Source organism: Streptomyces sp. NPDC086147 (assembly GCF_040702165.1).
Classification (GTDB): Bacteria; Actinomycetota; Actinomycetes; order Streptomycetales; family Streptomycetaceae; genus Streptomyces.
This window is the reverse complement of record NZ_JBFBJO010000015.1, coordinates 23,936-47,431: the sequence shown is the minus strand read 5'-3', so window position 1 is coordinate 47,431 and position 23,496 is coordinate 23,936. Positions and strand designations below refer to the sequence as shown.

At 73.2% G+C, this 23,496-nt stretch carries 25 protein-coding genes; 15 read left to right on the top strand and 10 right to left on the bottom strand.

The window, feature by feature from the left end; translation table 11 throughout:
* Nucleotides 1–303 precede the first annotated feature (303 nt).
* Entirely contained in the window at nt 304–1,302 is a 999-nt protein-coding gene (locus AB0398_RS26320; protein WP_366378094.1) for a TAXI family TRAP transporter solute-binding subunit, read from the top strand.
* Here AB0398_RS26320 and AB0398_RS26315 read toward each other — a convergent pair.
* Both AB0398_RS26315 and AB0398_RS26310 read right to left on the bottom strand, forming a co-directional pair.
* On the bottom strand, nt 1,281–2,702 hold the full coding sequence (locus AB0398_RS26315; protein ID WP_366378093.1) for a HAMP domain-containing sensor histidine kinase: 1,422 nt from the start codon (nt 2,700–2,702) through the stop codon (nt 1,281–1,283). The two genes, AB0398_RS26320 and AB0398_RS26315, sit on opposite strands and share 22 nt — an antisense overlap.
* Nucleotides 2,703–2,720: 18 nt before the next feature.
* Nucleotides 2,721–3,434: a response regulator transcription factor gene (locus tag AB0398_RS26310; protein WP_366378092.1), complete on the bottom strand. Its 714-nt coding sequence runs from the start codon at nt 3,432–3,434 to the stop codon at nt 2,721–2,723.
* A gap of 397 nt (nt 3,435–3,831) precedes the next feature.
* Between AB0398_RS26310 and AB0398_RS26305 the strand changes: the two genes are divergently transcribed.
* The 8 genes from AB0398_RS26305 (at nt 3,832) to AB0398_RS26270 (ending at nt 10,465) form a co-directional block, all read left to right on the top strand.
* On the top strand, nt 3,832–4,560 hold the full coding sequence (locus AB0398_RS26305; RefSeq protein WP_366378158.1) for an amino acid ABC transporter ATP-binding protein: 729 nt from the start codon (nt 3,832–3,834) through the stop codon (nt 4,558–4,560).
* A gap of 53 nt (nt 4,561–4,613) precedes the next feature.
* Complete coding sequence (locus AB0398_RS26300) at nt 4,614–5,435, top strand: glutamate ABC transporter substrate-binding protein (protein WP_366378091.1); 822 nt, start codon at nt 4,614–4,616, stop codon at nt 5,433–5,435.
* Between the two features lie 120 nt (nt 5,436–5,555).
* A complete protein-coding gene (locus AB0398_RS26295; protein ID WP_366378090.1) occupies nt 5,556–6,230 on the top strand; it encodes an amino acid ABC transporter permease in 675 nt (224 codons plus the stop codon).
* The gene (locus AB0398_RS26290) at nt 6,227–7,117 is read left to right on the top strand and encodes an amino acid ABC transporter permease (protein WP_366378089.1); all 891 of its coding nucleotides are present in this window, start codon (nt 6,227–6,229) and stop codon (nt 7,115–7,117) included. Before AB0398_RS26295 ends, AB0398_RS26290 begins: the two co-directional genes overlap by 4 nt.
* A gap of 391 nt (nt 7,118–7,508) precedes the next feature.
* Nucleotides 7,509–9,209 carry an FAD-dependent monooxygenase gene (locus AB0398_RS26285; RefSeq protein ID WP_366378088.1) on the top strand — a complete coding sequence of 567 codons (1,701 nt, stop codon included), beginning with the start codon at nt 7,509–7,511 and terminating at the stop codon, nt 9,207–9,209.
* Nucleotides 9,210–9,241: 32 nt separating this feature from the next.
* Nucleotides 9,242–9,328, top strand: a complete 87-nt coding sequence (locus tag AB0398_RS26280; RefSeq protein ID WP_311307652.1) for a putative leader peptide — start codon at nt 9,242–9,244, stop codon at nt 9,326–9,328.
* Between the two features lie 130 nt (nt 9,329–9,458).
* The gene (locus AB0398_RS26275) at nt 9,459–10,001 is read left to right on the top strand and encodes a cysteine dioxygenase (protein WP_366378157.1); all 543 of its coding nucleotides are present in this window, start codon (nt 9,459–9,461) and stop codon (nt 9,999–10,001) included.
* A 38-nt stretch (nt 10,002–10,039) separates the two neighbouring features.
* Nucleotides 10,040–10,465, top strand: a complete 426-nt coding sequence (locus tag AB0398_RS26270; RefSeq protein ID WP_366378087.1) for a rhodanese-like domain-containing protein — start codon at nt 10,040–10,042, stop codon at nt 10,463–10,465.
* Between the two features lie 122 nt (nt 10,466–10,587).
* Here the strand turns inward: AB0398_RS26270 and recX are convergent, their stop codons facing one another.
* Complete coding sequence (recX, locus tag AB0398_RS26265; RefSeq protein ID WP_366378086.1) at nt 10,588–11,154, bottom strand: recombination regulator RecX; 567 nt, start codon at nt 11,152–11,154, stop codon at nt 10,588–10,590.
* Between the two features lie 4 nt (nt 11,155–11,158).
* A complete protein-coding gene (gene recA / locus AB0398_RS26260; RefSeq protein ID WP_366378085.1) occupies nt 11,159–12,292 on the bottom strand; it encodes a recombinase RecA in 1,134 nt (377 codons plus the stop codon).
* A 243-nt stretch (nt 12,293–12,535) separates the two neighbouring features.
* Here recA and AB0398_RS26255 point away from each other — a divergent pair, with 243 nt between their 5' ends.
* Complete coding sequence (locus AB0398_RS26255; RefSeq protein WP_366378084.1) at nt 12,536–13,003, top strand: NUDIX domain-containing protein; 468 nt, start codon at nt 12,536–12,538, stop codon at nt 13,001–13,003.
* Between the two features lie 237 nt (nt 13,004–13,240).
* Here AB0398_RS26255 and AB0398_RS26250 read toward each other — a convergent pair whose 3' ends face one another.
* Complete coding sequence (locus AB0398_RS26250; RefSeq protein WP_366378083.1) at nt 13,241–14,017, bottom strand: SGNH/GDSL hydrolase family protein; 777 nt, start codon at nt 14,015–14,017, stop codon at nt 13,241–13,243.
* Nucleotides 14,018–14,160: 143 nt separating this feature from the next.
* Between AB0398_RS26250 and AB0398_RS26245 the strand changes: the two genes are divergently transcribed.
* From AB0398_RS26245 to AB0398_RS26230, 4 genes are all read left to right on the top strand, one after another.
* Nucleotides 14,161–15,387: a sensor histidine kinase gene (locus tag AB0398_RS26245; RefSeq protein WP_366378082.1), complete on the top strand. Its 1,227-nt coding sequence runs from the start codon at nt 14,161–14,163 to the stop codon at nt 15,385–15,387.
* Nucleotides 15,388–15,477: 90 nt separating this feature from the next.
* Entirely contained in the window at nt 15,478–16,146 is a 669-nt protein-coding gene (locus AB0398_RS26240; protein WP_366378081.1) for a response regulator transcription factor, read from the top strand.
* Between the two features lie 145 nt (nt 16,147–16,291).
* Complete coding sequence (locus AB0398_RS26235; protein WP_366378080.1) at nt 16,292–17,596, top strand: cytochrome ubiquinol oxidase subunit I; 1,305 nt, start codon at nt 16,292–16,294, stop codon at nt 17,594–17,596.
* A 44-nt stretch (nt 17,597–17,640) separates the two neighbouring features.
* The gene (locus AB0398_RS26230) at nt 17,641–18,420 is read left to right on the top strand and encodes a cytochrome d ubiquinol oxidase subunit II (protein WP_366378079.1); all 780 of its coding nucleotides are present in this window, start codon (nt 17,641–17,643) and stop codon (nt 18,418–18,420) included.
* 41 nt (nt 18,421–18,461) lie between these two features.
* On the opposite strand, the gene AB0398_RS26225 is transcribed toward AB0398_RS26230, so the two are convergent.
* The gene (locus tag AB0398_RS26225) at nt 18,462–19,640 is read right to left on the bottom strand and encodes an AI-2E family transporter (protein WP_366378156.1); all 1,179 of its coding nucleotides are present in this window, start codon (nt 19,638–19,640) and stop codon (nt 18,462–18,464) included.
* A gap of 402 nt (nt 19,641–20,042) precedes the next feature.
* Nucleotides 20,043–20,237, bottom strand: a complete 195-nt coding sequence (locus AB0398_RS26220) for a DUF3046 domain-containing protein (protein ID WP_366378078.1) — start codon at nt 20,235–20,237, stop codon at nt 20,043–20,045.
* A gap of 79 nt (nt 20,238–20,316) precedes the next feature.
* Here AB0398_RS26220 and AB0398_RS26215 point away from each other — a divergent pair, with 79 nt between their 5' ends.
* Nucleotides 20,317–21,246 (top strand): hypothetical protein, encoded by a 930-nt coding sequence (locus tag AB0398_RS26215; RefSeq protein ID WP_366378077.1) that lies wholly within the window; start codon nt 20,317–20,319, stop codon nt 21,244–21,246.
* Between the two features lie 36 nt (nt 21,247–21,282).
* On the opposite strand, the gene AB0398_RS26210 is transcribed toward AB0398_RS26215, so the two are convergent.
* The 3 genes from AB0398_RS26210 to AB0398_RS26200 all read right to left on the bottom strand — a co-directional run bounded on the left by AB0398_RS26210 (nt 21,283) and on the right by AB0398_RS26200 (nt 23,376).
* Nucleotides 21,283–21,591 (bottom strand): AzlD domain-containing protein, encoded by a 309-nt coding sequence (locus AB0398_RS26210; RefSeq protein WP_125658941.1) that lies wholly within the window; start codon nt 21,589–21,591, stop codon nt 21,283–21,285.
* Nucleotides 21,588–22,343, bottom strand: coding sequence for an AzlC family ABC transporter permease (locus AB0398_RS26205; RefSeq protein ID WP_366378076.1), 756 nt, complete (start codon nt 22,341–22,343; stop codon nt 21,588–21,590). The genes AB0398_RS26210 and AB0398_RS26205 overlap by 4 nt, the downstream gene beginning before the upstream one ends.
* Before the next feature lie 163 nt (nt 22,344–22,506).
* Nucleotides 22,507–23,376, bottom strand: a complete 870-nt coding sequence (locus AB0398_RS26200) for an AraC family transcriptional regulator (RefSeq protein WP_366378075.1) — start codon at nt 23,374–23,376, stop codon at nt 22,507–22,509.
* Between the last annotated feature and the right edge of the window lie 120 nt (nt 23,377–23,496).

Sequence of the window (23,496 nt, the reverse complement as noted above, 5' to 3'; positions counted from 1 at the left end):
GGCGGGGTGAGGCGGGACGGGGACGGACGGGAGCGGTGCGTTCGGAGGGGGACGCCAGGGGCGGACAGGGGACTGTCCTCAAGATCACCGAACGCCTTCCGACGCTAACCGCCGGGGCACCACCGCCCCGGCAGGACACACGGCGCGGCCCGCGCCGCCGGGAGCGCTCACCACTTCGGCGGAGCGCACTCCGGTCCGGGGGCGCGGGGCGGCCCCGGCCGTCCCGGGCCGTCCCCGGCCGCCTTCCGTCCACCCCCGGCCGTCCCTGGCCAGGAGCGCCGGTGGGCTGGCAGGATCGACCCCATGTTCGCCTCCCTCTCCCGCGCCGCCCGCCGCCGTGCCCTGGTGGCCGCGACCGCGCTGCTCGCGGTGTGCGGGATGCTGGTGTGGTGGCTGGTCCCCTTCGGCTCCCCCGTCCCCAGCGGCTCGGTCACCTTCAGCACGGGCGTCCCCACCGGCGTGTACCAGCGGTACGGGAACCTCCTCAAGCACGCCCTGGCCCAGGACCTGCCCGAGGTGTCGATACGGCTCACGGACAGCGAGGGCTCCCAGCAGAACCTGGCCCGGGTGGCGTCGGGCGAGGCGGACTTCACCATCGCCACGGCCGACGCGGTGGCCCAGTACCAGCGCGAGCGCCGGCCCGGTTTCGAGCGGCTGCGCGGTTGCGCCCGGTTGTACGACGACTACGTGCAGCTCGTGGTCCGCAAGGGGTCGTCGTTGCAGAGGGTGGAGGACCTGAAGGGCCTGCGGGTCGGCGTGGGCCAGAACGGGTCGGGCGTACGGCTGATCGCGGACCGGGTCCTCGCGGCGGCGGGCCTGGCCCCCGTACGGGACGTGAAGGCGGTCTCGGCGGGCATCGACACGATGCCGGGGCTCCTGGAGCGCGGCGAGCTGGACGCCTTCTTCTGGTCGGGCGGGCTGCCCACCGACGCGGTGCAGAAGCTGTCCGACCGCGCCGCGATCCGGCTGATCCCGCTGGACCCGCAGCTGGTCGACCAGCTGCACGACGTCGGCGAGTCGACCCGCCACTACCGTTCGGCGGTGATCCCGGCCGAGGCGTACGCGAAGGCGCAGGACGGGCAGCGGGTCGACACGCTGGCCGTGGCGAACCTCCTGGTCACCACGGAGGAGGCCGACGCGGACCTGGTGGAGGGCTTCACCCGTACGGTGATCAGGAGCAGGGACGGGATCGGCCGCCAGGTCCACCCGGCCCAGCTGGTGGACCTGCGCACCGCCGTCTACACGGACCCCCTGGAGCTCCACGAGGGCGCCCGCCGCTACTACCGCTCGGTGAAGCCCTGATCCTGCGCCTCCGCGGGCGCGTGTCGGGGGACGGTGACGGTGACCCGCAGGCCGTGCGGTTCGTTCGGGGTGAAGGCGACCCCGCCGCCGCCCGCCGTCAGCAGGACGCGGGCGATGGAGAGGCCGAGGCCCGAGCCCTTGACGTTCTGGTGGCGGCCGGAGCGCCAGAAGCGGTCCCCGATCCGGCCCAGCTCCTCGTCCGTGAGGCCGGGACCGTGGTCGGCGACGACGACGGCGACGGCCGTCCGGTCCGGGACGACCGTGACCGTGACCTCCTCACCGGCCGGGGTGAACTTCAGCGCGTTGTCGATCACCGCGTCGAGGGCGCTGGAGAGGGCCACCGGGTCCGCCCAGGCCGTGACCGCCCCGCACTCCCCCGCCAGGGCGACGCCCTTGTCCTCGGCGACCGGCCGCCAGGAGGCGACCCGCTCGGCGGTGAGCGCGCCGACGTCGGTGAGCCTGAGCTCGGCCGCCGCGTGCTCGGCGAGCGCCAGGTCGAGGAGGTCGTCGAGGACCTGGGCGAGGCGCTTGCCCTCGGTCCGTACGGAGGCGATCTCCTCGTTCCCCTCGGGCAGCTCCAGGGCGAGCAGCTCGATCCGCAGGAGCAGCGCGGCGAGCGGGTTGCGGAGCTGATGGGAGGCGTCGGCGACGAAGGCCCGCTGCTGTTCGAGCGCCTCCTCGACGTTGTCGGCCATCTCGTTGAAGGAGCGCGCGAGGCGCCGCAGCTCGGGCGGGCCCCCGGTGGCGGCGACCCGGGAGTTCATCCGGCCGGTGGCGATGTCGTGGGTGACGGCGTCGAGGATGCGGACCGGCCGCAGCACCCAGCCGGTGAGCCGGAAGGCCGCGCCGACGGCGAGCAGCATCGCGGCGGCCTCGCCCGCGAAGATCAGCAGCCAGCCGCGCAGGATGCGGGAGCGGAGCTGGCCGGTGGGCGAGTCGGTGACGACGACGGCGACGACGTCGCCGTCCCGGACGACCGGGGAGGCGACGGTGAGCCGCGCGTGGGGCTGCCAGGGCCACACCTGGGGCGGGTCGTGGCTGCGGCGCCCGAGCAGCGCCTCGCCGAAGGCGCGCCTGCCCTCCCCGTCGTACGGGACGACCCACTCCTCGGGGGCGGCGGCCATGGCGCGGTTGTCGCGGTAGAAGATCCCGGCCCGGATGTCGTACACGTCGTGGTAGCTGGCGAGTTCGCCGCCGAGCGTGGCGCTCCGCTCGTCGGTGCCGAAGCGGCGCTCGTCGACGAACTGGGCGAGGGCCGCGAAGCGCGCGGCGTCGTCGAGCCGGTCGACGACGACTCGCTGCTGTTCGGAGGCGGCGAGGCTGGCGGCGAGCGGGAAGCCGAGGGCGAGCAGCACGCCGGCCATGAGGACGATGAGCAGCGGAAGGAGTCGGGTGCGCACGGAGGGACCGCCGGACGGTTACGCGGCGGGGGCGACCAGGCGGTAGCCGACGCCCCGCACGGTCTCGATCAGGGCGGGCATCCGCAGCTTGGAGCGCAGGGAGGCCACGTGCACCTCCAGGGTGCGGCCGGTCCCCTCCCAACTGGTGTGCCAGACCTCGCTGATGATCTGCTCGCGGCGGAAGACGACGCCGGGCCGCTGGGCGAGGAGGGCGAGGAGGTCGAACTCCTTGCGGGTGAGCTGGACGCTCTCGCCCTCGACGCTGACCCGGCGGGTGGGCAGCTCGATGGTGACGGAGCCGAGCCGCAGCCGGGTCCCGTCGGCGGTTCCGGCGGTCCCGCCGGTCTCCTCGGGGCCGGTGCTGCGCCGGCTGACGGCGTGGATGCGGGCGAGGAGCTCGCCGGGGTCGTAGGGCTTGACGACGTAGTCGTCGGCGCCGAGGTTGAGGCCGTGGATGCGGGAGCGCACGTCGCCGCGCGCGGTCACCATGATCACCGGGGTGGTGGTGAGCTTCCGGATGCGGCCGCAGACCTGGTAGCCGTCCTGGTCGGGCAGGCCGAGGTCGAGCAGGATCACCCCGTAGGAGGGGCGCTCGCCGTGCGCGGTGGGCAGAACGGCCTGGAGCGCCTCCTCGCCGTTGCGGGCGTGGGTGACGGCGAAGCCGTGCTTCGCGAGGATCGCGGAGAGGGCGGCGGCGACGTGGTCGTCGTCCTCCACGAGCAGCAGTCGCATGCGTACCTCCTCCGTGATCTTCCGTGTCGTTCGCGCTGTTCGCGGCGCTCGCGCCGGGCGCCGGGCGCCCGTGCCGGGTCTCTGTGTACCAGGTGGCACCAGAGCATGAACACCGGACGACGGCGTCACAGTCAAGTGTCCTCCCGTCGCGCGGGCGTTTCCGTGATGCACCTGGTACGGCACCCGGTGTCGCCTTCACGCAGTGTGTCCGGTTGCGGCCGGATCGTTATCCTCAATTTCCGCTCAGATGTGATGACGCTCGTCACATCGGGTCTCTAGTGTCCTCCCCAACCGAGGAGGACGGAGCAAGAGGCCGATGAGCGGAGAGTCAGTGTCCAAGGAACCGAAGGACGCCCTGTCCAAGGGTTCGCAGGACACCCCGCGTGCCGCGGACGACCTGGTCGTACTGTCCGACGTGAACAAGCACTTCGGCGCACTGCATGTCCTCCAGGACATCGATCTGACGATCACCCGCGGCGAGGTCGTGGTCGTCATCGGGCCCTCGGGGTCCGGCAAGTCGACGCTGTGCCGCACGATCAACCGGCTGGAGAGCATCGACTCCGGCACCATCACCATCGACGGCAAGCCGCTGCCGCAGGAGGGCAAGGAGCTCGCCCGGCTGCGGTCCGACGTCGGCATGGTCTTCCAGTCGTTCAACCTGTTCTCGCACAAGACGGTGCTCGAGAACGTGATGCTGGGGCAGATCAAGGTCCGCAGGACGGAGAAGAAGGCCGCCGAGGAGAAGGCGCGCGCGCTGCTCGACCGGGTGGGCGTGGGCACGCAGGCGGACAAGTACCCGGCTCAGCTCTCCGGTGGTCAGCAGCAGCGCGTGGCGATCGCCCGCGCGCTCGCGATGGACCCGAAGGTCATGCTCTTCGACGAGCCGACCTCGGCCCTCGACCCCGAGATGATCAACGAGGTCCTGGAGGTCATGCAGCAGCTGGCCCGGGACGGCATGACGATGGTGGTCGTCACCCACGAGATGGGCTTCGCACGCTCCGCCGCCAACCGGGTCGTCTTCATGGCGGACGGGAAGATCGTCGAACAGGCCTCGCCCGAGGAGTTCTTCAGCAACCCGCGCAGCGACCGCGCCAAGGACTTCCTCTCCAAGATCCTTCACCACTGAGCGAGTTCGGACCTATTCTTCCCAACTCACGCCTAGCCAAGGGACTTTCCTCGATGAAGCTTCGCAACACCTCCGCCGCCGCCGCGGCCGTCGTCCTGCTCGCACTGACCGCGACGGCCTGTGGTGGCGGGTCCGACTCCGGGAGCAACGGCGACAAGATCACCGTCGGCATCAAGTTCGACCAGCCCGGCCTGGGCCTGAAGACCCCGGACGGCACGTACGCCGGCTTCGACGTCGACGTGGCCCGTTACGTGGCCAAGGAGCTCGGCTACGCCGAGGACAAGATCAACTTCAAGCAGGCGCCGAGCGCCGAGCGCGAGAACCTGATCAAGAACGGCGACGTGAAGTTCATCGTCGCCAGCTACTCGATCAACGACAAGCGCAAGAAGGAGGTCGACTTCGCCGGTCCGTACTTCCTGGCCCACCAGGACCTGCTCGTGCGCTCCGACGACAGCTCGATCACCAAGGTCGAGGACCTCAACGCCAAGAAGCTCTGCTCGGTCACCGGCTCGACCTCCGCGCAGAACGTCCGCGACAAGCTCGCCCCCAAGGCCGACCTGCGCCAGCTCGGCGGCTACTCCGAGTGCCTGACCGGCCTGGAGAACAAGGCCGTCGACGCCCTCACCACCGACGACTCCATCCTCGCGGGCTACGCCTCGCAGAAGGAGCACCAGGGCAAGTTCAAGCTCGTCGGTCTGCGGATGAGTGACGAGAAGTACGGCATCGGCGTCAAGAAGGGCGACGACGAGCTGCGCGGAAAGATCAACAAGGCGCTGGAGAAGATGGTCACCGACGGCACCTGGAAGAAGCTCGTCGAGACGCACTTCGGCCCCTCCGGCTACAAGTACGAGCCCGCGCCGAAGGTCGAGGGCTGATCCACCCCGCCTCCGCGGTGACGGCCGTCCCGTACGGGGACGGCCGTCACTCCGGCACCGGCCGTCGTCCACACGGCGGCCTCCACACCGACCGACCACCAGGGGAGAGCGCGGGGCATCGTGTTCGACTTTCTTGATTCCGGGCAGTACGACCTGCTCGGCGCCTTCTGGGTGACGGCGCAACTCGCCTTCTACTCGGCGATCGGCTCGCTGGTCTGGGGCACCGCCCTGGTCGCCATGCGGGTCAGCCCGGTCCCGCTCATGCGGTCCTTCGGCACCGCGTACGTCAACCTCGTCCGGAACACCCCGCTGACCGTGGTCATCGTGGCCTGCTCGCTGGGCCTCGACCAGACCCTCGGGATCACGCTCGGCGCCGACGACTCCGAGACGATCGGCTTCCGCCTCGCGATCCTCGGACTGGTCGCGTACACCGGCACGTTCGTCTGCGAGGCGCTGCGCTCCGGCATCAACACGGTGCCGTCGGGCCAGGCCGAGGCCGCCCGCGCGCTCGGTCTGAGCTTCTTCCAGGTCCTCACCCTGGTGGTGCTCCCGCAGGCCTTCCGCGCCGCGGTGACCCCGCTCGCCAACGTCCTGATCGCCCTCACCAAGAACACCACCGTGGCGGCGGCCATCAGCGCCGCCGAGGCGGCGTTCCTGATGAAGGAGATGATCGAGAACGAGGCGGACTCGCTCTTCGCGGTCTTCGCGGTCTTCGCCTTCGGCTTCATCGTCCTGACCCTCCCCACCGGCCTGATCCTCGGCTGGGCGGCCAAGCGACTGGCGGTGAAGCGATGAGCTCCGTCCTGTACGACAACCCCGGCCCGCGCGCCAAGCGGCGCAACGTCCTCTACACGGTCGGCTTCCTCGCGGTCCTCGCGGTGCTGGCCTGGTGGGTGTTCTCCGCGCTCGCCGACAAGGGCCAGCTGGAAGCCGACAAGTGGAGCCCGTTCGTCACCGACTCCCGGGTCTGGACGACGTACCTGCTGCCCGGTCTGGTCGAGACCCTCAAGGCCGCCGCGCTCTCCATCCTGATCGCGCTGCCGCTCGGCGCCCTCCTCGGCATCGGCCGGCTCTCCGACCACCGCTGGGTGCGGGTGCCCGTCGGCACGGTCGTGGAGTTCTTCCGCGCCATCCCGGTCCTGCTCCTGATGATGTTCGCGAGCGCCGTGTACGCGCAGTTCACGACCGTGAGCTCCGACTTCCGCCCGCTGTACGCGGTCGTCACCGGCCTGGTCCTCTACAACGCCTCGGTCATCGCCGAGGTCGTCCGGGCCGGCGTCCTCTCGCTGCCCCGGGGCCAGGGCGACGCGGCCGTCGCGCTCGGCATGCGCAAGGGCCAGACCATGCTGTACGTGCTGCTGCCGCAGGCCGTGACCGTCATGCTCCCGGCCCTGGTCAGCCAGCTCGTCGTGATCGTCAAGGACACCGCGCTCGGCGGCGCCCTGCTCGGCTTCTCGGAGCTGCTCAGCCAGAACCGGCCGATCACCGCCAACTACGGCGCCAACACGATCGCCGCCTTCACGGTCATCGCGCTGATCTTCATCGCCCTCAACTTCGTCCTGACCACCCTCGCGAGCCGCCTCGAACAGCGGCTGCGCCAGGGCCGGAAGACGGCCGGCGTCACCGAGAGCACGGTCACGAAGACCGGCGAGGCCCCGGCGGAGGCCGTCAGCGGCGCGTGACCCCTCGGAGGGCCCGGAACGACGACGGGGGCGCGAGGCACCCTGAACGATGGGGGCCGGCGGGACCCGGGACGACGAAGGGGCGGGCGGAGCGGCACCGACACGAGGTCGGCCGCACTGCCCGCCCCTTCGTACGTGACACCGTCCCGGGTCACGGTCTCCCGGGTCACGGCGCCCGGACCATGGCACCGCCGGGCCCGCCGTCGAGGGCCCGGCGGCGCGCCCCCGCCGCCGTTCGCGGCACCGGCTCCAGGTCGGCCGCACCGCGCCCACCCCGTCGCTTGACGCAAGCACCCTCAATAGGTTGCATACGGTCTGTGATCAACCACCGGGCCCGTGCCACACTCGACCGTGCTGCCCTCATGACCGTCCGGCCTTCAGGAGCCGCGCCGTGGACCCGGTGATCATCGTGGGCGCGGGACCGGTCGGTCTCGCGCTCTCCCTCGCGCTCGCCGCGCAGGGCGTGCCCAGCGTCGTCCTCGACGAGGGCTCCGGCAAGGAGGAGCCCCGCCCGGCGAGGAGCGTCGTCCTGCGCGCCGACATGGCCGCGATGGTCGAGCGCCTCGGCTGCACGACCCTCCGTGACGAGGGCGTCCGCTGGGTCGGCTGGCGCGGCATGCGCCGCCGCCAGGTGGTGCGCCGGCTGGAGCTCGACCTGGGCCTCGGCGGTACGGAGGAGTGGTCCGAGGACCCCGCCGCGCCCGCCGCCCCGGCCGCCCCGCTGCACATCCCCCAGCACGCCCTGGCCCGTGGCCTGCGCGACGCCATCGCCGGGCAGAAGCTGATCGAACTCGTCCCCGAGGCCCGGCTCGACACCGTCGAGCAGGACCGGAACGGGGTCGTCGCCCACACCCGGGGCCCGGCGGGCACCTGGTGGCGCGGCAGTCACCTCGTGGGCTGCGACGGCGCCCGTTCCACGGTGCGCAAGCTGCTCGGGATCCGCTTCCCCGGCCGCACGGCGGTGGAGCGGCACGCCGTCGCCGCGCTGCGCACCGAACTCCCCTGGCCCGGCGAGGCCCTGCTGCACCGTCAGCCGGCGTGGCGCGGCGCCGCCGAGGAGATCGGCGCCCGGCCGCTGCCCGACGGGATGTGGCGGATCGACTGGCTGCTCCCGCCGCGCGGCGACCTGGTCACCCCGGACGCGCTGATCGCCCGCATCCGCGAGACGCTGGCCGGCTGGTGCGACGGGACGACGCCCCCGTACGAGCTCATCGACACCGGGGTGCACACGCTGCACCACCGGCTCGCCCGGCGCTGGCGGGTCGACCGCGTCCTCCTCGCCGGGGACGCGGCGCACCTGCTCGGCGCGGTCGGCACCCAGGGGCTCGACGAGGGCCTGCGGGACGTGGACAACCTCGCCTGGAAGCTCGCCCTCACCTGGCACCACGGCGGCTCGGAGCGGCTGCTCGACAGCTACCAGAGCGAGCGGCGGGCGGCCGTGGCCACCCGGCTGCGCGCGGCGGACCAGTCGCTGCCGGTGCTGCGCGGCGGCGGGGGCCTGCGGACGTACCTGCCCGGGGCCGCGCGCGGTCACGACGCCCTGCTGACCGACGGCCACGTGGGGCGCGGCCCGCTGGGCGCGCCCCCCGCGTACCCGCACTCCCCCCTCGCGCCTCCGTACGCCGACGGGCAGATCCCGGTCGGCACCCCGCCGGGCGCTCCCGTCGAGGACGTCCGCGTGACCGCTCCCGACGGCACGACCGTACGGCTCCGGGACCGGCTCGGCCGGGGCCGCCTCCTGGTCCTCCTGATCGCGCCCGGCACGGGGGTGTGGGACCGGCGCCACTGGCGTACCGCCGGTGTGATGCCCCGTCTCGAAGAGGCCGTGCGCGCCCTGCCGATGCGGTCCGAGGTCCTGGTCTCGGAGTCCTACCCGGGCGCTCCGGCCCACGCCGTCCTGCTCGTGCGGCCCGACGGGCACCTCGTCGCCGCGTTCTCCGGGGTGCGCCCCGACGAGCTGCACGCGGCGGCGGACGCGGTCCGCGGCGGCTCCCTCAACGACCGGGAACCCGCCGAGATCTCCTCCGGAAAGCCCTCCGGTACGTCCTCCGAGGTGTCCGCGGAGAGTGACCGCACGGCGGACATGCATTGATTCGGCCGGGGACGCGTGGTGTACTCCGGAGCGTGACCGACACCGATGTGCGCCTGTGGCGGAGGGTCCATATGGACCTCCTCCGCTATGCGGGCTGCGTGTGTCGCCCGTCCTGCTGATCTCGCCCCTTTCCCGCGCGCCCCGCCGCCCCGCCTCCCTTCCGCGTCCGCCGACGCGGATCCGTGTGCGCCGTGTGCCGTCGCGCGCTCTTCGCGAACCCCAGGACGGTCACCCGTGTCCCAGCACGCCATCCCCCTTCCACCCACCGCCGCCGCCCCGGCCGCCGCGCCTCCTCCGGCCGCCCCGACGGCCACCGAACTGCTCGACTTCGTCCGCCGCACGGCCGCCGACCGGGAGCTGATCGCCTCCCTGCCGCTCGACCCCGAGGGCCGCACCTGGGTACGGCTCGACGGCCCCGGCGGCAGCGAGGCCTGGCTCATCGGCTGGCCGCCCGGCACCGGCACCGGCTGGCACGACCACGCCGAGTCGCAGGGCGCCTTCGCGACCGCGCGCGGGACGCTGACCGAGAACGCGCTCGCGGTCCGGCTGCCGGCGAGCGGCTGGAAGACCCTGGAGCTGGCCGACGGGGTCGACCGGTCCCGTCGGCTGGGAGAGGGCGTGGGCCGGGCCTTCGGCCGCCACCACGTGCACGAGGTGCTCAACGAGTCCGAGGACACCCACGCGGTGTCGGTGCACGCCTACTATCCGCCGCTCCCGCTGATCCGGCGCTTCAGCCGGACGGGCGCGGTGCTCCGTCTCGAACAAGTCGAACGCCCGGAGGACTGGCAGTGAGCGAGGAACGGGAAGAGCCGAGGGAAGGGGTGGAGCGAGTGACGGAACAGGTCGAGCCGGTGACGGGACGCGTGGGCATCGACGAACTCCTGGAGCGGGTCAGGTCGGGCCTCGACCGGATCGAGCCCCGGGCCGCCCACGAGGCGTACGAAGCGGGTGACGCGCTCCTGGTGGACACGCGCTACGCGGCCCTGCGGGAACGGGACGGGCTGATCCCGGGCGCGCTGATCGTGGAGCGCAACGAGCTGGAGTGGCGGCTCGACCCGCTGGGCAGCCACCGCGCGGCGGAGGCCGACAGCCACGACCTGCGGGTGGTGGTCCTCTGCAACGAGGGCTACGCCTCCTCCCTCGCCGCCGAGTCCCTGCGCCGCCTGGGCCTGCACCGGGCGACCGACCTCATCGGCGGCTTCCAGGCCTGGAAGGCCGCCGGCCTCCCGGTCCTCCTCCCGGCGGCCCGGGCCTGACCCGACGAACGACCGGGACCGAACGGGCCCTTCTGTTCCTTCTGTTCCGTGCCCTTCTGTCCCCCGTGGTCAGAAGGGCGCCCCTCGGGCAGAAGCCTGCCCCTGGTCGAAAGGGTCCCGGATCAGAAGGGCTCGTCCAGCCCCTCCGTGTCCTCGCCCTCCGCCTCCAGCGCCTGGCGGACGACGCGGAGGGCCATGCCCTCGGGATAGCCCTTGCGGGCAAGCATGCCGGCGAGCCGCCGCAGTCGGCGGTCGCGCTCCAGGCCGCGGGTGGCACGCAGCTTGCGGGCCACGAGCTCGCGCGCCGTGGCCTCCTCCCGCTCGGAGTCGAGCTGGTCCACCGCCTCCTGGATGAGGGTGGGCTCGACGCCCTTGGTGCGCAGCTCCCGGGCGAGGGCGCGGCGGGCTAGGCCCCGGCCGTGGTGACGGGACTCCACCCAGGCCCCCGCGAAGGCGGCGTCGTCGATGAGCCCGACGTCCTCGAAGCGGGAGAGGACCTCCTCCGCCACCTCGTCGGGGATCTCCCGCTTGCGCAGCGCGTCGGCCAACTGCTTGCGCGTGCGAGGGGTCCCGGTGAGCAGGCGCAGGCAGATCGCCCGCGCCCGCTCAGCCGGATCCTGGGGTGACAGCTCCTTCTCGGCCCTCGACGAGTCGGGGCTGTCACCCGGCCATTCGGTACGACCGGTCACCGGTTCAGCTCTTGACCGCGGTGGCCTTGGTCGTCTTGGCGGTCTTGGCCGCGGCGGGCGCCGGGACGCTCTTGGCGTCGTCCGCACCGGTCGCGTCCGCGGCCGCCGCGTCCGCGCCCGGCTCGGCCGACGGGGCCTCGGGACGGACGCCGACGCCCAGCTTCTCCTTGATCTTCTTCTCGATCTCGTTGGCGAGGTCGGGATTGTCCTTCAGGAAGTTGCGGGCGTTCTCCTTGCCCTGGCCGAGCTGGTCGCCCTCGTAGGTGTACCAGGCACCGGCCTTGCGGACGAAGCCGTGCTCGACGCCCATGTCGATCAGGCCGCCCTCGCGGCTGATGCCCTGGCCGTAGAGGATGTCGAACTCCGCCTGCTTGAAGGGGGGCGCGACCTTGTTCTTGACGACCTTGACGCGGGTGCGGTTGCCGACCGCGTCCGTGCCGTCCTTGAGGGTCTCGATGCGGCGGATGTCGAGGCGCACCGAGGCGTAGAACTTGAGGGCGCGGCCACCGGTCGTGGTCTCCGGCGAGCCGAACATCACGCCGATCTTCTCGCGGAGCTGGTTGATGAAGATCGCGGTGGTCTTGGACTGGTTGAGCGCGCTGGTGATCTTCCGGAGGGCCTGGCTCATCAGACGGGCCTGGAGACCCACGTGCGAGTCGCCCATCTCGCCCTCGATCTCCGCGCGCGGGACGAGCGCGGCGACGGAGTCGATGACGATCAGGTCGAGGGCGCCGGAGCGGACCAGCATGTCGACGATCTCGAGGGCCTGCTCGCCGTTGTCCGGCTGGGACAGGATGAGGTTGTCGATGTCGACGCCGAGCTTCTTGGCGTACTCGGGGTCGAGGGCGTGCTCGGCGTCGACGAAGGCGACCTGGCCGCCGGCCTTCTGCGCGTTGGCGACGGCGTGCAGGGTCAGGGTCGTCTTACCGGAGGACTCCGGGCCGTAGATCTCCACCACGCGGCCACGCGGCAGTCCGCCGACGCCGAGGGCGACGTCCAGGGCGGTCGAGCCGGTGGAGATCACCTCGATCGGCTCCTGGGTGCGGTCGCCCATGCGCATCACGGCGCCCTTGCCGAATTGGCGTTCAATCTGTGCGAGCGCGGCGTCGAGCGCCTTCTCGCGGTCGGTTCCTGCCATGGGTTCCACCCGGTTTGCTTGAGTCGATCGCTTCATGTGAAAGACGCTAACCCCTGCCACTGACAATGGGCCCCGGCGTCCCGCCCGCCCTGTGGAAAACCCCGCGGCAACCCCGCGATTCCAAGGGCCGGACCTCCATGAGAATGGATGTTCGATTTTAGTGTCAAGCACGCCACGCAGCCCGGGACCGCCTCGTCGAGAGGTCCCTCGACGGCCGGACCCGACTCCTCAGGAGGCAGCAGGATGAGTTTCCGCCTGGCGGCGTACGCCGTGTGCGTCGAGGACGGGCGGGTGCTGCTCGCCCGCCACGTGTCGCCGGAGGGCCAGTCCACCTGGACGCTCCCGGGCGGCGGGGTCGAGCACGGGGAGGACCCGTTCGACGCGGTGGTCCGTGAGGTCGCCGAGGAGACCGGCCGCGACGCGGTGGTCGAGCGCCTGCTGGGCGTGGACTCGCGGACGATCCCCGCCGCCGAGGCCCGTGCCGGTGTCGAGCACCAGAACGTGGGCGTCTTCTACCGGGTCCGTCTCACCCCCGGCCGGCTGCGCCCCGAACCGAACGGCGAGACCGCGGAATCGGTCTGGACCCCGCTCCCCGCCGTCGCCGCCCTGCGCCGGTCGTCCCTGGTCGACGTCGGCCTGGCCCTGGCCCGCTCCCTGCCGCCGACCGGCCACGTCGCCCCGGTCCCGGTCGGCGGCCTGATCCGGCACTGAGAACGCGGCCAGCCCGGCCGCCAGATCCCCGTTGCCCGTGCTCGCGCGGCCCCGGCAAGGTGGCCGTCATGAGTGACGACTCCAGGACACGCACCCGGAGACCGCCCCGGGAACGGACGCGGACGGCGCCGGGGTCGTGTCAGCCCCATCCCGGACACGGACGACGCCAGGGCCGCCAGCCCCCGTCCCGGTAGACCGGACCCCCGGGAACGGACGCGGACGACGCCAGGAGCCGCGTCAGCCCCGTACCACCGGCAGCAGCTCCGGCCGCTTGGCCGCGCGGCCGTCGCCGGACGACCGGCCGCGCAGCCGTCGGCCCAGCCAGGGCCCCAGGAAGGCGCCGGCCCAGCGCAGCTCGGCACCGAGTCCCACGGGGAGGGGAACGTCCGGCGGCGGCAGCGGGCGGGTCCAGGAGTCGTCGGCGCCGGGCAGGCCGAGGGACTGGGCGACGGCGGCCGCGATGCGCGCGTGGCCCAGCGGACCGGCGTGCAGCCGGTCGGGGCTCCACAGCCGGGGATCGGTGACGACCGGGTGGTGACCGGTCTCCACGACGACGACGCCGTACCGGCCCGAGACCTCCCGGATGCGCGCGTTGAGGGCCTGCACGCGCGGGACGAGCGGCCGGGCCAGCGGGGTGATGCGGCCGACGTCGGGGAAGGTCAGGGTCGCCACGCGCGCGCCCCGCCCGGTCAGCGCGGCGAACATCCCCTCCAGGTGCCCGGCCGTCGCGTCCGCGTCGAAACCGGGCCGCAACAGGTCGTTGAAGCCCGCGACGACCGTGGCGAAGTCCGGTTCGAGTGCGAGGGCGGGGGTCAGCTGTTCGGCGCGCACCTGCCCGGCGAGGCGGCCCCGCACGGCCAGGTTGGCGTAGAGCATGCCCGGGCTTTCGCGGGCGAGCAGTTCGGCGAGCCGGTCCGCCCAGCCGCGCAGGCCGCCGGTGTCGTCGCCGTCGCCGACCCCCTCCGTCTGGCTGTCCCCCAGCGCGACGTACCGCAGAAACGTGCCGTCCGTCATCGGACCTCCGCCTTCCCTCACGACCGACCCGGCGGGCGCACGCACCCGCGTGCGTACCCACCCACCTCCACCCTACTCACTTTCTTTACTACACAACGACATGACCGACCATGCGCCCCGCCCTCCGTCCTATCCTTCGACGCATGCCCCTCCCCCACCGCGCCCTCGGCGGCGGCCGTCCGTCCCCGCGCGCCGTCGACGCCCTCGTGGCGGGTGCCGTCCTGCTGGTCGTGGTGGTCTGGGCGCTCGTCGCGGGGCGCCGCGCGGACGAGCCCGCGCTCCGCGCGGTGCTCGGCTGGGCGCTCGTCCTGGTCGGCTGCGGGGCCCTGTACTTCCGGCGGCGGCAGCCGGTCGCGGTCGCCGTCGTCACGCTGCTCGCCTGCGCCGTCTACTACCCGCTGTCCGCCCAGGACGGCCCGCTCATGATCACCTTCGCGCTCGCGCTCTACACGACCGCCGCCGAGGGGCGCTTCGCCGCCGCCGTCGCGCTCGCCGCCGTCACCCTGCTCGCGGTCGGCGTCGGCGAGGTCCGGCAGCGGCCCGGGCACCGGCAGATCGACGACACCTCGCTCGCCATGCTGGCCGGCTGGCTGATCAGCCTGGTCGCCGTGGGCCGCGCCCAGCGGACCCGGGCCGCCTACCTCCACGAGGTGGAGCAGCGGGCACTGGCCGCCGAACGCGAGCAGGAGGCCCGGGCCCGGCAGAGCGCCACCGAGGAGCGGCTGCGGATCGCCCGCGAGGTCCACGACGTCCTCGGCCACAGCATCTCGCTGATCAACGTGCAGTCCGGAGCCGCGCTGCACCGGCTCGGCAAGAAGCCGGCGCCCGAGGCCGGGCTCGCCACCGCGACCGAGGCCCTGGAGGCGGTGAAGGCCACCAGCAAGGACGCGCTGCGCGAGCTGCGGGCGACCCTCGGGGTGCTGCGCCGGGCCGGCGAGGCCACCCCGACGACCCCGGCCTCCTCCGGCCTCGCGCTCCTCGGCGACCTCGTCGGGCGGGCCCGGAGCGCCGGCCTCGACGTGCGCACGGGCGTCACGGGCGCCCCCGTACCGCTGCCGCCGCCCGTCGACCTCGCCGCGTACCGGATCGTGCAGGAGTCGCTGACGAACATCGCCCGGCACGCGGGCGCGAGGACCGTGGACATCGGCCTCGCCTGGGGCGCGGACGCCGTGCGGCTGCGGATCGCGGACGACGGCGAGGGCGCGCCGGAGGGCAGGCCGCCGGGCAGCGGCATCCGGGGCATGGCCGAACGGGCCCGCGCGCTCGGCGGCGAACTGACCGCCGAGAATGGGGAGGGCGGCGGCTTCCTGGTGGACGCCCGGCTGCCGTACGCCGTCCCCGGGGAGAGCCCCCGGCAGGACACCCGATGACCGGCGTCGTCCCCGAGGCCGAGAAAAGGCCCCGGGAGGACACCCCATGACCGGCGTCGTACCCGAGGAAAGCTCCCAGGAGGGCGCCCGATGATCCGTGTCGTGCTGGCCGACGACCAGACCCTGGTCCGGGCCGGTTTCCGGTCGATCCTCTCCGACGAGGAGGACATCGAGGTCGTCGGGGAGGCGGGCGACGGGGAGCGGGCGATCGGTCTCGCCCGCGAACTGCGCCCGGACGTGGTCCTGATGGACATCCGCATGCCGGTGCTCGACGGGCTCGAAGCCACCCGTCGGATCACCGCCGACGAGCGGCTCGAAGGGGTCCGGGTGATCGTCCTGACCACCTTCGACGCGGACGACCACGTGTACGGGGCGCTGCGCGCCGGCGCGTCGGGCTTCCTGGTCAAGGACACCGAGCCGATGGAACTGCTGCACGCGGTGCGGGTCGTGGCGCGCGGCGACGCCCTGATCTCACCGGCCGTGACCCGCCGTCTGATCGCCGAGTTCGCGGGGCGCGCCGACCGGCAGCCGGACCAGAGCCCCCGTCTCAACGCCCTCACCGAGCGGGAGCGGGAGGTCCTCGGCCTGGTGGGCGCGGGGCTCTCCAACGACGAGATCGCCGGCCGCCTGGTCCTCTCCCCCGCCACCGCCAAGACCCACGTCAGCCGGATCATGACCAAACTGGCCGTGCGGGACCGGGCGCAGCTGGTGATCCTGGCGTACGAGTCCGGGATGATCACGCCGGGCTGGCTGGCCTGACCCCTGCCCCCTCCCCCTAGGGGGCGGAACCCCACGGGAACAACCCACGGGGTACGCGCGCGTGGACCGGTACGACCACCGGGGTACGGCCGGTGTCCTCCCCGGGCCGACGCCGGGCCCCTGGCCCTACGCCGACGCTGAACGGGTGAACCAGGACGTCCTCGATCTCGCACGGCTTCAGTTCGCCCTCACCGCCGGCGGCCACTTCCTCTTCGTCGCCCTCACCCTCGGCCTCGCGACGGTCGTGGCGGTGCTCCAGACGCGGGCGACGTTCGGCCGGAACCCGCTCCACGCGCGCATGGTGCGCTTCTGGGGCCAGTTGTACGTGATCAACTACGCGGTCGGGATCGTCACCGGCCTCGTGATGGAGTTCCAGTTCGGCATGGCGTGGAGCGGTCTCACGCACGAGGCGGGCAACGTCCTGGGAGCCTCGCTCGCCGTCGAGACGGTCGTGGCGTTCTTCGTCGAGTCGACCTTCCTCGGCCTGTGGATCTTCGGTTGGCACCGGCTCAACCGCTGGGCCCACCTGGCCGCGATCTGGATCGTCGTCCTGACCGCCTACCTGTCGGCGTACTGGATCCTCGTCACCAACGGCTTCCTCAACCACCCCGTGGGGTACGGCTCCGAGGACGGCGGGCTCGTGCTCAAGGACCCGGTCGCCGTTCTCACCAACCCCTCCGCCCTCCTCGCCTTCGGCCACGTCCTGGCGGGGGCGCTGCTCACCGCCGGGTTCTTCATGGCCGGCGTGAGCGCGTACCACCTCTTCCGCCGCAGCCCCGAGTGGGAGTTCTTCGGCCGCAGCCTGCGCATCGGGGTGTTCCTGTCGGCGCCCGCGCTGATGGCGGCGGCCGTCTTCGGCGGGCTCCAGCTCGGCGCCCTCGCCACCTTCCAGCCGATGAAGGCGGCCGTTCTCGGCGGAGAGGCGGCCGAGATAGCGCGCCTCCGGGCGGAGATGGCGGAACGCTTCGGCCCGGGCGACTACGTGCCCTCGGAGGCGTGGACCCGGGGCGGCGGCCTGATGATGCTCCTCTGCTTCGCCCTGATGATGTACCTGTGCTTCGCCGGGGTGATCCTGGCCTGTTTCAAGAAGGCCGTCTTCCGGTTCCGGCTCTGGCACCTGGTCCTGATGGCGGCCGTACCGCTGCCGTACCTCGCGATGATCGGCGGCTGGGTCTTCCGGGAGGCCGGCCGGCAGCCGTGGGTGGTCTACGGGCTCCTCAGGACGGAGGACGCGGTCTCGGACCTCTCCCCCGGCACCATGCGCCTCTCGCTCGCCGTCTTCACCGCCCTCTTCGTCCTGCTCGCCGTCCTCGACGCCCGGCTCCTGGCCCGGCACGCCCGCCGCGGCCCCGTCGACTCCGGCCTCGGCCACGACGAGCGCCCGGGCCCCGACGACGGGCCGGGCGGGGCGCCCGACCCGGCCGACGCGCTGCCGGCCCCGCGCTACTGAAGCCCCACCCCGCTCCCCAGAAGCCTTCAGGAAGAGGAGTCCCCGTGGAGACCCTGGCCATCGCCCTGCTCGCCTTCTTCACCGCGGGCTGGTTCGTCCTCGCCGGGGCGGACATCGGCACCGGCATGCTCGCCCCCTGGCTCGGCCGGAGCGACCGCGAGCGGCGGCTCGTCCTCGCCTCCTTCGCCCCCTTCTTCCTGGGCAACGAGGTCTGGCTGGTCGCCGCCGCCGGAGTGTTCGTCGGCTGCTTCCCCGCCCTCGAAGGGGACCTCCTGAGCGGTCAGTTCCCGGTCTTCGTGGCCCTCCTCACCGGCTGGGTCGTGCGCGACACGGGCCTGTGGTCGCGCGGCCGGGGCGCCGGGCCGCGCCGGCGCGCCGGCTGCGACGCCGCCGTGGCCTGCGGGAGCTGGACCGTCGCGCTCTCCTGGGGATGGCTCCTCGCCGCCCTGCTCACCGGACGGCCGTACACCCCGGCGACCGGCCCCACGGCGGCCCTCACCGCCCTCGCCGTGGCCGCGCTGTTCGCCGCGCACGGACTCGGCTTCGCCACGCTGCGGCTCACGGGACCGCCGTACGAGCGGGCCCGCGGGCTCGTCGGACGGACCGGGCACCCGTGGCGGTCCTTCGCCCTCACCGGCGTCCTGCTCGCCGGGCTGCCGCTCTGGGCGGGGACCGCGCTGCCGCTGGCCGGGCGGGCGGCCGACCCCGCCACGCTCGCCCTGCTCGTGCCCGTCCTCCTCGTCGTCACCCCGCCGCTCGTGGCCGTCCAGGCCTGGACCTGGTACGCCTTCCGGCACCGGGTCACCCGCCCCTCGTACCTCTGAGCCTCCACGCCCCGACCGCACCCCCGTGTTCCCGGCGCGGATCAGTCCTCCGGCGCGGACTCCTTCTTGTGGTGCAGGGCCTTCTGCAACCGGGCGACCACCGCCTCGCCGTACCTGCGGTGGCCGTGGACGCGCGGGTCGTCCGTCACGTCGTACCGCTTCACGTACGCGCCGAGGAAGGCCTGCAGGGTGGCGACGGCCGGGATCGCGATCAGCGCGCCGACGACCCCGAGCAGCGCCGTGCCCGCGATGACCGAGCCGAAGGCCACCGCCGGATGGATGTCCACGGTCTTCGAGGTGAGCTTCGGCTGGAGGATGTAGTTCTCGAACTGCTGGTAGACCACGACGAAACCGAGCACCCACACCGCGTACCAGGGGTTCACGGTGAAGGCGATCAGCATCGGCAGGGCACCGGCCAGATAGGTGCCGATGGTCGGGATGAACTGCGAGACCAGGCCGACCCACACGGCGAGCGCCGGGGCGTACGGCACGTCCAGGATCTCGAAGAGCACGAAGTGCGCGACGCCCGAGATGAGGGCCATCAGACCGCGCGAATACAGATAGCCGCCGGTCTTGTCGACCGCGATCTCCCACGCCCGGAGCACCTCGGCCTGCCGGGCGGGCGGCAGGACGGAGCAGAGCGCGCGCCGCAGCCGGGGCCCGTCGGCCGCGAAGTAGAACGAGAACAGGAAGATCGTGAGGAGCCGGAACAGGCCGCCGAGGACGGTGGCGGAGACGTCGAGGACGCCGGACGCGCTGTTCTGCACGTACCGCTGCAGCCAGTCGGACTTGAGCAGGCTGTCCTGGACCTCGACCCTCGACAGGTCCGTGTGGAAGCTGTCGTTGATCCATTTGATCAGCGAGTCGAGGTACTTGGGGAAGTTCTCGACCATGTCGACGATCTGCCCGGCCAGCATCGACCCCAGGAGGACGACGAAGCCGGCGCTGAAGACGAGGACGGCCAGGAAGACCAGGAAGGTGGCGAGGCCCCGGCGCATCCCGCGCGCCGCCATGCGCCCGACCGCCGGTTCGATGGCGAGGGCGAGGAAGAAGGCCAGGAGGATGTTGACGAGGAGGCCGACGAGCTGGTGGAAGGCCCAGTTGCCCAGCAGGAAACAGGAGTAGAGGGCGAAGGCCAGGACCAGCGCGCGGGGCAGCCAGCGCGGCATCCGCGCGGTGGGGTCCGGGGGCCCGGCCGCCGGGGCGGGAGGCACGTCCACGGCGACGCCCCCTCCCACCCCGGCGGTCGGGGCCGGAGCGGCGGAGACCGTCACGTCGGTCGACCCGGTCCTGGCGGTCCTGTCTGTACGGCCCGTACCGCCGGGCTCACCGGTGATCCCGTCGGGACCGCGGGTCTCGTCGGTGCCGCGAGCCCTGCCGGTGTCGCGGGTCCCGTCGGTACCGCGCGTCCTGTCGGTGCCGCCGGTCTCGTCGTCGGGGGTCTTGTCGGTGTCGCGGGTCTTGTCGGTGTCGTCGCTGTCGTCAGTCGGGGCCACCCCGCCAGTCTCGCGCACCGCGCGGACATTCCTCCCCGGCCCCCGCCCGTCCCCCTCGGCGCCCCCGTCCGCCGGGTCCGCGGACGGCCCGGCCGCCGGACCGTCCGGTGATCGTCCGGCGGCCGGTCAGCGCTTGTCGGCGGGCACGCCGACGGCGGCGCAGACGGCGCGCCACACGTCCTTAGCCTCCCAGCCGGCGTCCAGCGCCTCCCGCACGGTCCGGCCTCCGAGTTCCGCCATCACATGATCGCTCGCGAAGTACTCGGCGTACGACGCACCGAAGTGGTCGGCCATCCGTTCCCAGAAAATCGTCAACCGCATGACTCCAGTATCCCGCTCCGAAGAGTGCAGCCCGCCCCGCGGGTCTTGTCAGCGCCGCTTTCCGCCCTACGGTCGGAGCATGGCCGAAAACCCCCTCCCCTCCGCGTCCCCGACTCCCCTGGCCCGCGCCGAGCGCTTCGTCTGGCTGACGGCCCGCGTCCTCGAACAGCGCCGGTTCGCCTACCACTTCCAGCGCGGCGGCGCGGATCAGGTCGAGACGGCGCTCACGGCGTACCTCAACGAGGACGGCGGTTACGGTCACGCGCTCGAACCGGACCTGCGCGGACCCGTCAGCCAGCCGCTGCACACCGCGCACGCTCTGCGGGTCCTGGACTCCGTCGGCCGCTGCGGCGGACCACGGATCGAGCGGATCTGCCGCTACCTCACGGCGGTGTCCACGCACGACGGGGCCCTCCCGGCGATCCACCCCTCCCAGCGCGACTACCCCTCGGCGCCGTTCGTGCCGGTCGTCGACTCCCCGCCGAGCGCGCTGCTCTCGACCGGCCCGGTGGTCGGGCTGCTCCACCGGAATCAGGTGTGGCACGCGTGGCTGTTCCGGGCCACCGAGTTCTGCTGGTCGGCCGTGGAGTCCCTGGAGAAGTCCCACCCGTACGAGGTGCAGGCCGCCGTCGCCTTCCTCGACGGGGCCCCGGACCGCCCGCGCGCGGAGGCGGCCGCCGACCGCCTCGGCCGGCTCGTCCGGGAGCAGGGGCTCGCCGTCCTCGACCCGGACCGGGCGGAGGACTGGCCGGTGGCGGAGGGGTACGCGCCCGGGGAGCACCACTTCCCGCACGACTACGCGCGCGTGCCGGACTCGCTGGCCGCGCGCTGGTTCACGGAGGAGGAGACGGCCCGGTCGCTCGACCGGCTCGCGGCCGACCAGGAGGAGGACGGCGGCTGGCCGATCCGCTGGCGCGCCTGGGCCCCCGGCTCGGCCCTGGAGTGGCGCCCGATCGTCACCGTCGAGGCCCTGCGCACCCTCCGCGCCCACGGCCGCCCCGTCGGCTGACGGAGCGGGGCGGGGCGTACGGCCTCCGGGCCGGTCTCACCAGCCCAGGGCCCGCACCCCCGCCGTGACGGCGACGGCCGCGCCCACGACGACCAGGAACGGCGCCCGCAGGACGAGCGCGACGGCGGCCGCGGCGAGTCCGGCGGCGCGGGCGTCCAGGACGAGGTCGCCGCCCGTGCTGAACGTCTGCTGCGCGGTGAGCGCGGCCAGCAGGGCGACGGGGAGCAGCGCCGCGAGCCGCTGGACGAGCGGGCGTTCCAGCGCTCCGGCGGGGACGAGCAGTCCGACGAGTTTGACCAGGTAGCACCCGGCGACGGTGAGGGCGATCGCGATCCAGACGTTCATCGGGAGTCCTTCTCTCGTCGGGTCGTGGAGTCGGTCGTGGACGCGGCGCGCCGGCCCCGTGCCCAGAGCACCACGGGCGCGGCGAGGGCGGCCGCGAGGACGGGCACTCCGGCGGGGAGCACGGGCAGCAGACCGAGGCCGAGCAGGACGGCCAGACCGGCGGTGGCCCGCTCGGTCGCGGACTTGAGCATGGGGGCGAGCAGGGCCAGGAAGACGGCGGGTCCGGCCGCGTCGAGCCCCCAGGCCGCGGTGTCCCCGATCGCCTCGGCGCCGAGCGCCCCGAGGAGCGTGGTGACGTTCCACAGGACGTACAGCGTGATCCCGGTGACGGTGAAGCCGATACGGGCGGCCCGGCGGGACGGCTGGGCGAGGGCGACCGCCGTGGTCTCGTCGATCACCCAGTGCGCGGCGAGGGGCCTGACGGCCTTCGGCAGGGCGAGGAGCTGGGAGAGCCGCAGTCCGTAGAAGGCGTTGCGGGTGCCCAGGAAGAACGCTCCGGCGGCGGCCGTGAAGGGGTTGCCGCCCGCGGCGAGCGCGCCGACGAGGGCGAACTGCGAGGCGCCGGTGAAGACGAGCAGGCTGAGGACGCAGGTCTGGAGGAGGCTGAGCCCGGAGCCCGCCGAGGTCACGCCGAAGGCGAAGCCGGAGAGCCCGACGGCGACGCCGACGCCGAGGGCGTCGCGGACGACGGCGGCGTCGGGCTTGGCCGGGGTGTCGTCGGGTGTCACGGGGAGTGCTGTCTGTTCTGCCACGTCGGGGACGCTACGGCTGCCGGGCCCCTCGGGTCTTGTACGTTCTTGCGCCGAACCGACCGGACCAACCGGGCCGACCGGGCCAGCCGGACCGACCGAGCCGACCGAGCCGACCGAGCCGACCGAGCCAGCCGGATCAACCAGATCGGCCAGGGCAACCGAATCAACCGGCCCCGCGAAGCCCCCGGGCCCCGCCCGTCCCCACCGCTTTCCCTCCTCCACGCGCGCGTTGGTAGGCGCCCGGCGGCACCCCCACGCTGCGGGTGAAGTGCCGGTTGAGGTGCGACTGGTCGGTGAAGCCGACGGCGGCGGCCGCCTCCGCCGGAGAGACGCCGGTGTCGAGCAGCCGCCGGGCCCGGCGTACGCGCGCGTCGGTGAGCCAGGTGTGCGGCGGCATCCCGTACGTGTCGCGGAAGGCCCGGAGCAGGGCGAAGGGGCTGGTGTCCAGCTCGGCGGCGAGGCGCTCCAGGGTCGGCGGCTCGGTCATCCGGCCCTCCAGGACCTCACGCGCGCGTGCCGCGTTCCGGGCGCCCGCCGAGCGGGGCGGGAGCGGGGTGATCAGGCCTCCGTGACTGCGCAGCATCCGGGCCGTGACGAGCCGGAGCAGACTGTCGGCGGCGAGCGCGTTGCCCTCCTCGGCGGCCCGGTGGACGCCGACGACGAGCCGTGCGGCGTACGGGTCGTCGATGACGGGCGAGCTGAAGCCGACCGAGCCGCGCAGGGCGAGGGTGTCGGCGGCGATCGACCGGACGATCTCCGCGTCGGGGTAGATCGTGCGGTAGGTCCAGCCCTCGGGCACGCCCGCGTGCCCGGTGTGCGGGGTGTCGGGGTTGACCAGGGCGATCTGCCCGGGCCCGGCGTGCACCAGTTCGTCGTGGTGGTGGAAGGCCTCGACGCCCTCGGTGATCGCGGCGAAGACGAAGGTCTCGTGGGTGTGGCGGGCGAAGGCCTTGCGGACGTAGTGGGCGTGCAGCAGGTCGACCCCGGGCAGCTCGGGGTACTGCCAGTACCGTGCCCGTTCCCCGCTCGCCATGCCTCCATTCTGCGCCAGGGGCGCACGGGCCCGCCGCCGCGGTCCGCGCACACCGGAGGGTGACGGGCCGCCGCGCTGTCCGGGCGGTTTTCCACAGGTCCCGGCGGTTGTCAGTGGCCG

Bases quoted from the DNA above. Each gene is read 5' to 3' on its own strand.
- AB0398_RS26200 (WP_366378075.1), bottom strand. From the start codon at position 23,376: ATGGCGAGCGGGGAACGGGCACGGTACTGGCAGTACCCCGAGCTGCCC.
- AB0398_RS26255 (WP_366378084.1), top strand. From the start codon at position 12,536: ATGAGTTTCCGCCTGGCGGCGTACGCCGTGTGCGTCGAGGACGGGCGG.
- recA (WP_366378085.1), bottom strand. From the start codon at position 12,292: ATGGCAGGAACCGACCGCGAGAAGGCGCTCGACGCCGCGCTCGCACAG.
- AB0398_RS26320 (WP_366378094.1), top strand. From the start codon at position 304: ATGTTCGCCTCCCTCTCCCGCGCCGCCCGCCGCCGTGCCCTGGTGGCC.
- AB0398_RS26310 (WP_366378092.1), bottom strand. From the start codon at position 3,434: ATGCGACTGCTGCTCGTGGAGGACGACGACCACGTCGCCGCCGCCCTC.
- AB0398_RS26250 (WP_366378083.1), bottom strand. From the start codon at position 14,017: ATGACGGACGGCACGTTTCTGCGGTACGTCGCGCTGGGGGACAGCCAG.
- AB0398_RS26215 (WP_366378077.1), top strand. From the start codon at position 20,317: ATGGCCGAAAACCCCCTCCCCTCCGCGTCCCCGACTCCCCTGGCCCGC.
- AB0398_RS26220 (WP_366378078.1), bottom strand. From the start codon at position 20,237: ATGCGGTTGACGATTTTCTGGGAACGGATGGCCGACCACTTCGGTGCG.
- AB0398_RS26210 (WP_125658941.1), bottom strand. From the start codon at position 21,591: ATGAACGTCTGGATCGCGATCGCCCTCACCGTCGCCGGGTGCTACCTG.
- AB0398_RS26240 (WP_366378081.1), top strand. From the start codon at position 15,478: ATGATCCGTGTCGTGCTGGCCGACGACCAGACCCTGGTCCGGGCCGGT.
- AB0398_RS26290 (WP_366378089.1), top strand. From the start codon at position 6,227: ATGAGCTCCGTCCTGTACGACAACCCCGGCCCGCGCGCCAAGCGGCGC.
- AB0398_RS26245 (WP_366378082.1), top strand. From the start codon at position 14,161: ATGCCCCTCCCCCACCGCGCCCTCGGCGGCGGCCGTCCGTCCCCGCGC.
- AB0398_RS26300 (WP_366378091.1), top strand. From the start codon at position 4,614: ATGAAGCTTCGCAACACCTCCGCCGCCGCCGCGGCCGTCGTCCTGCTC.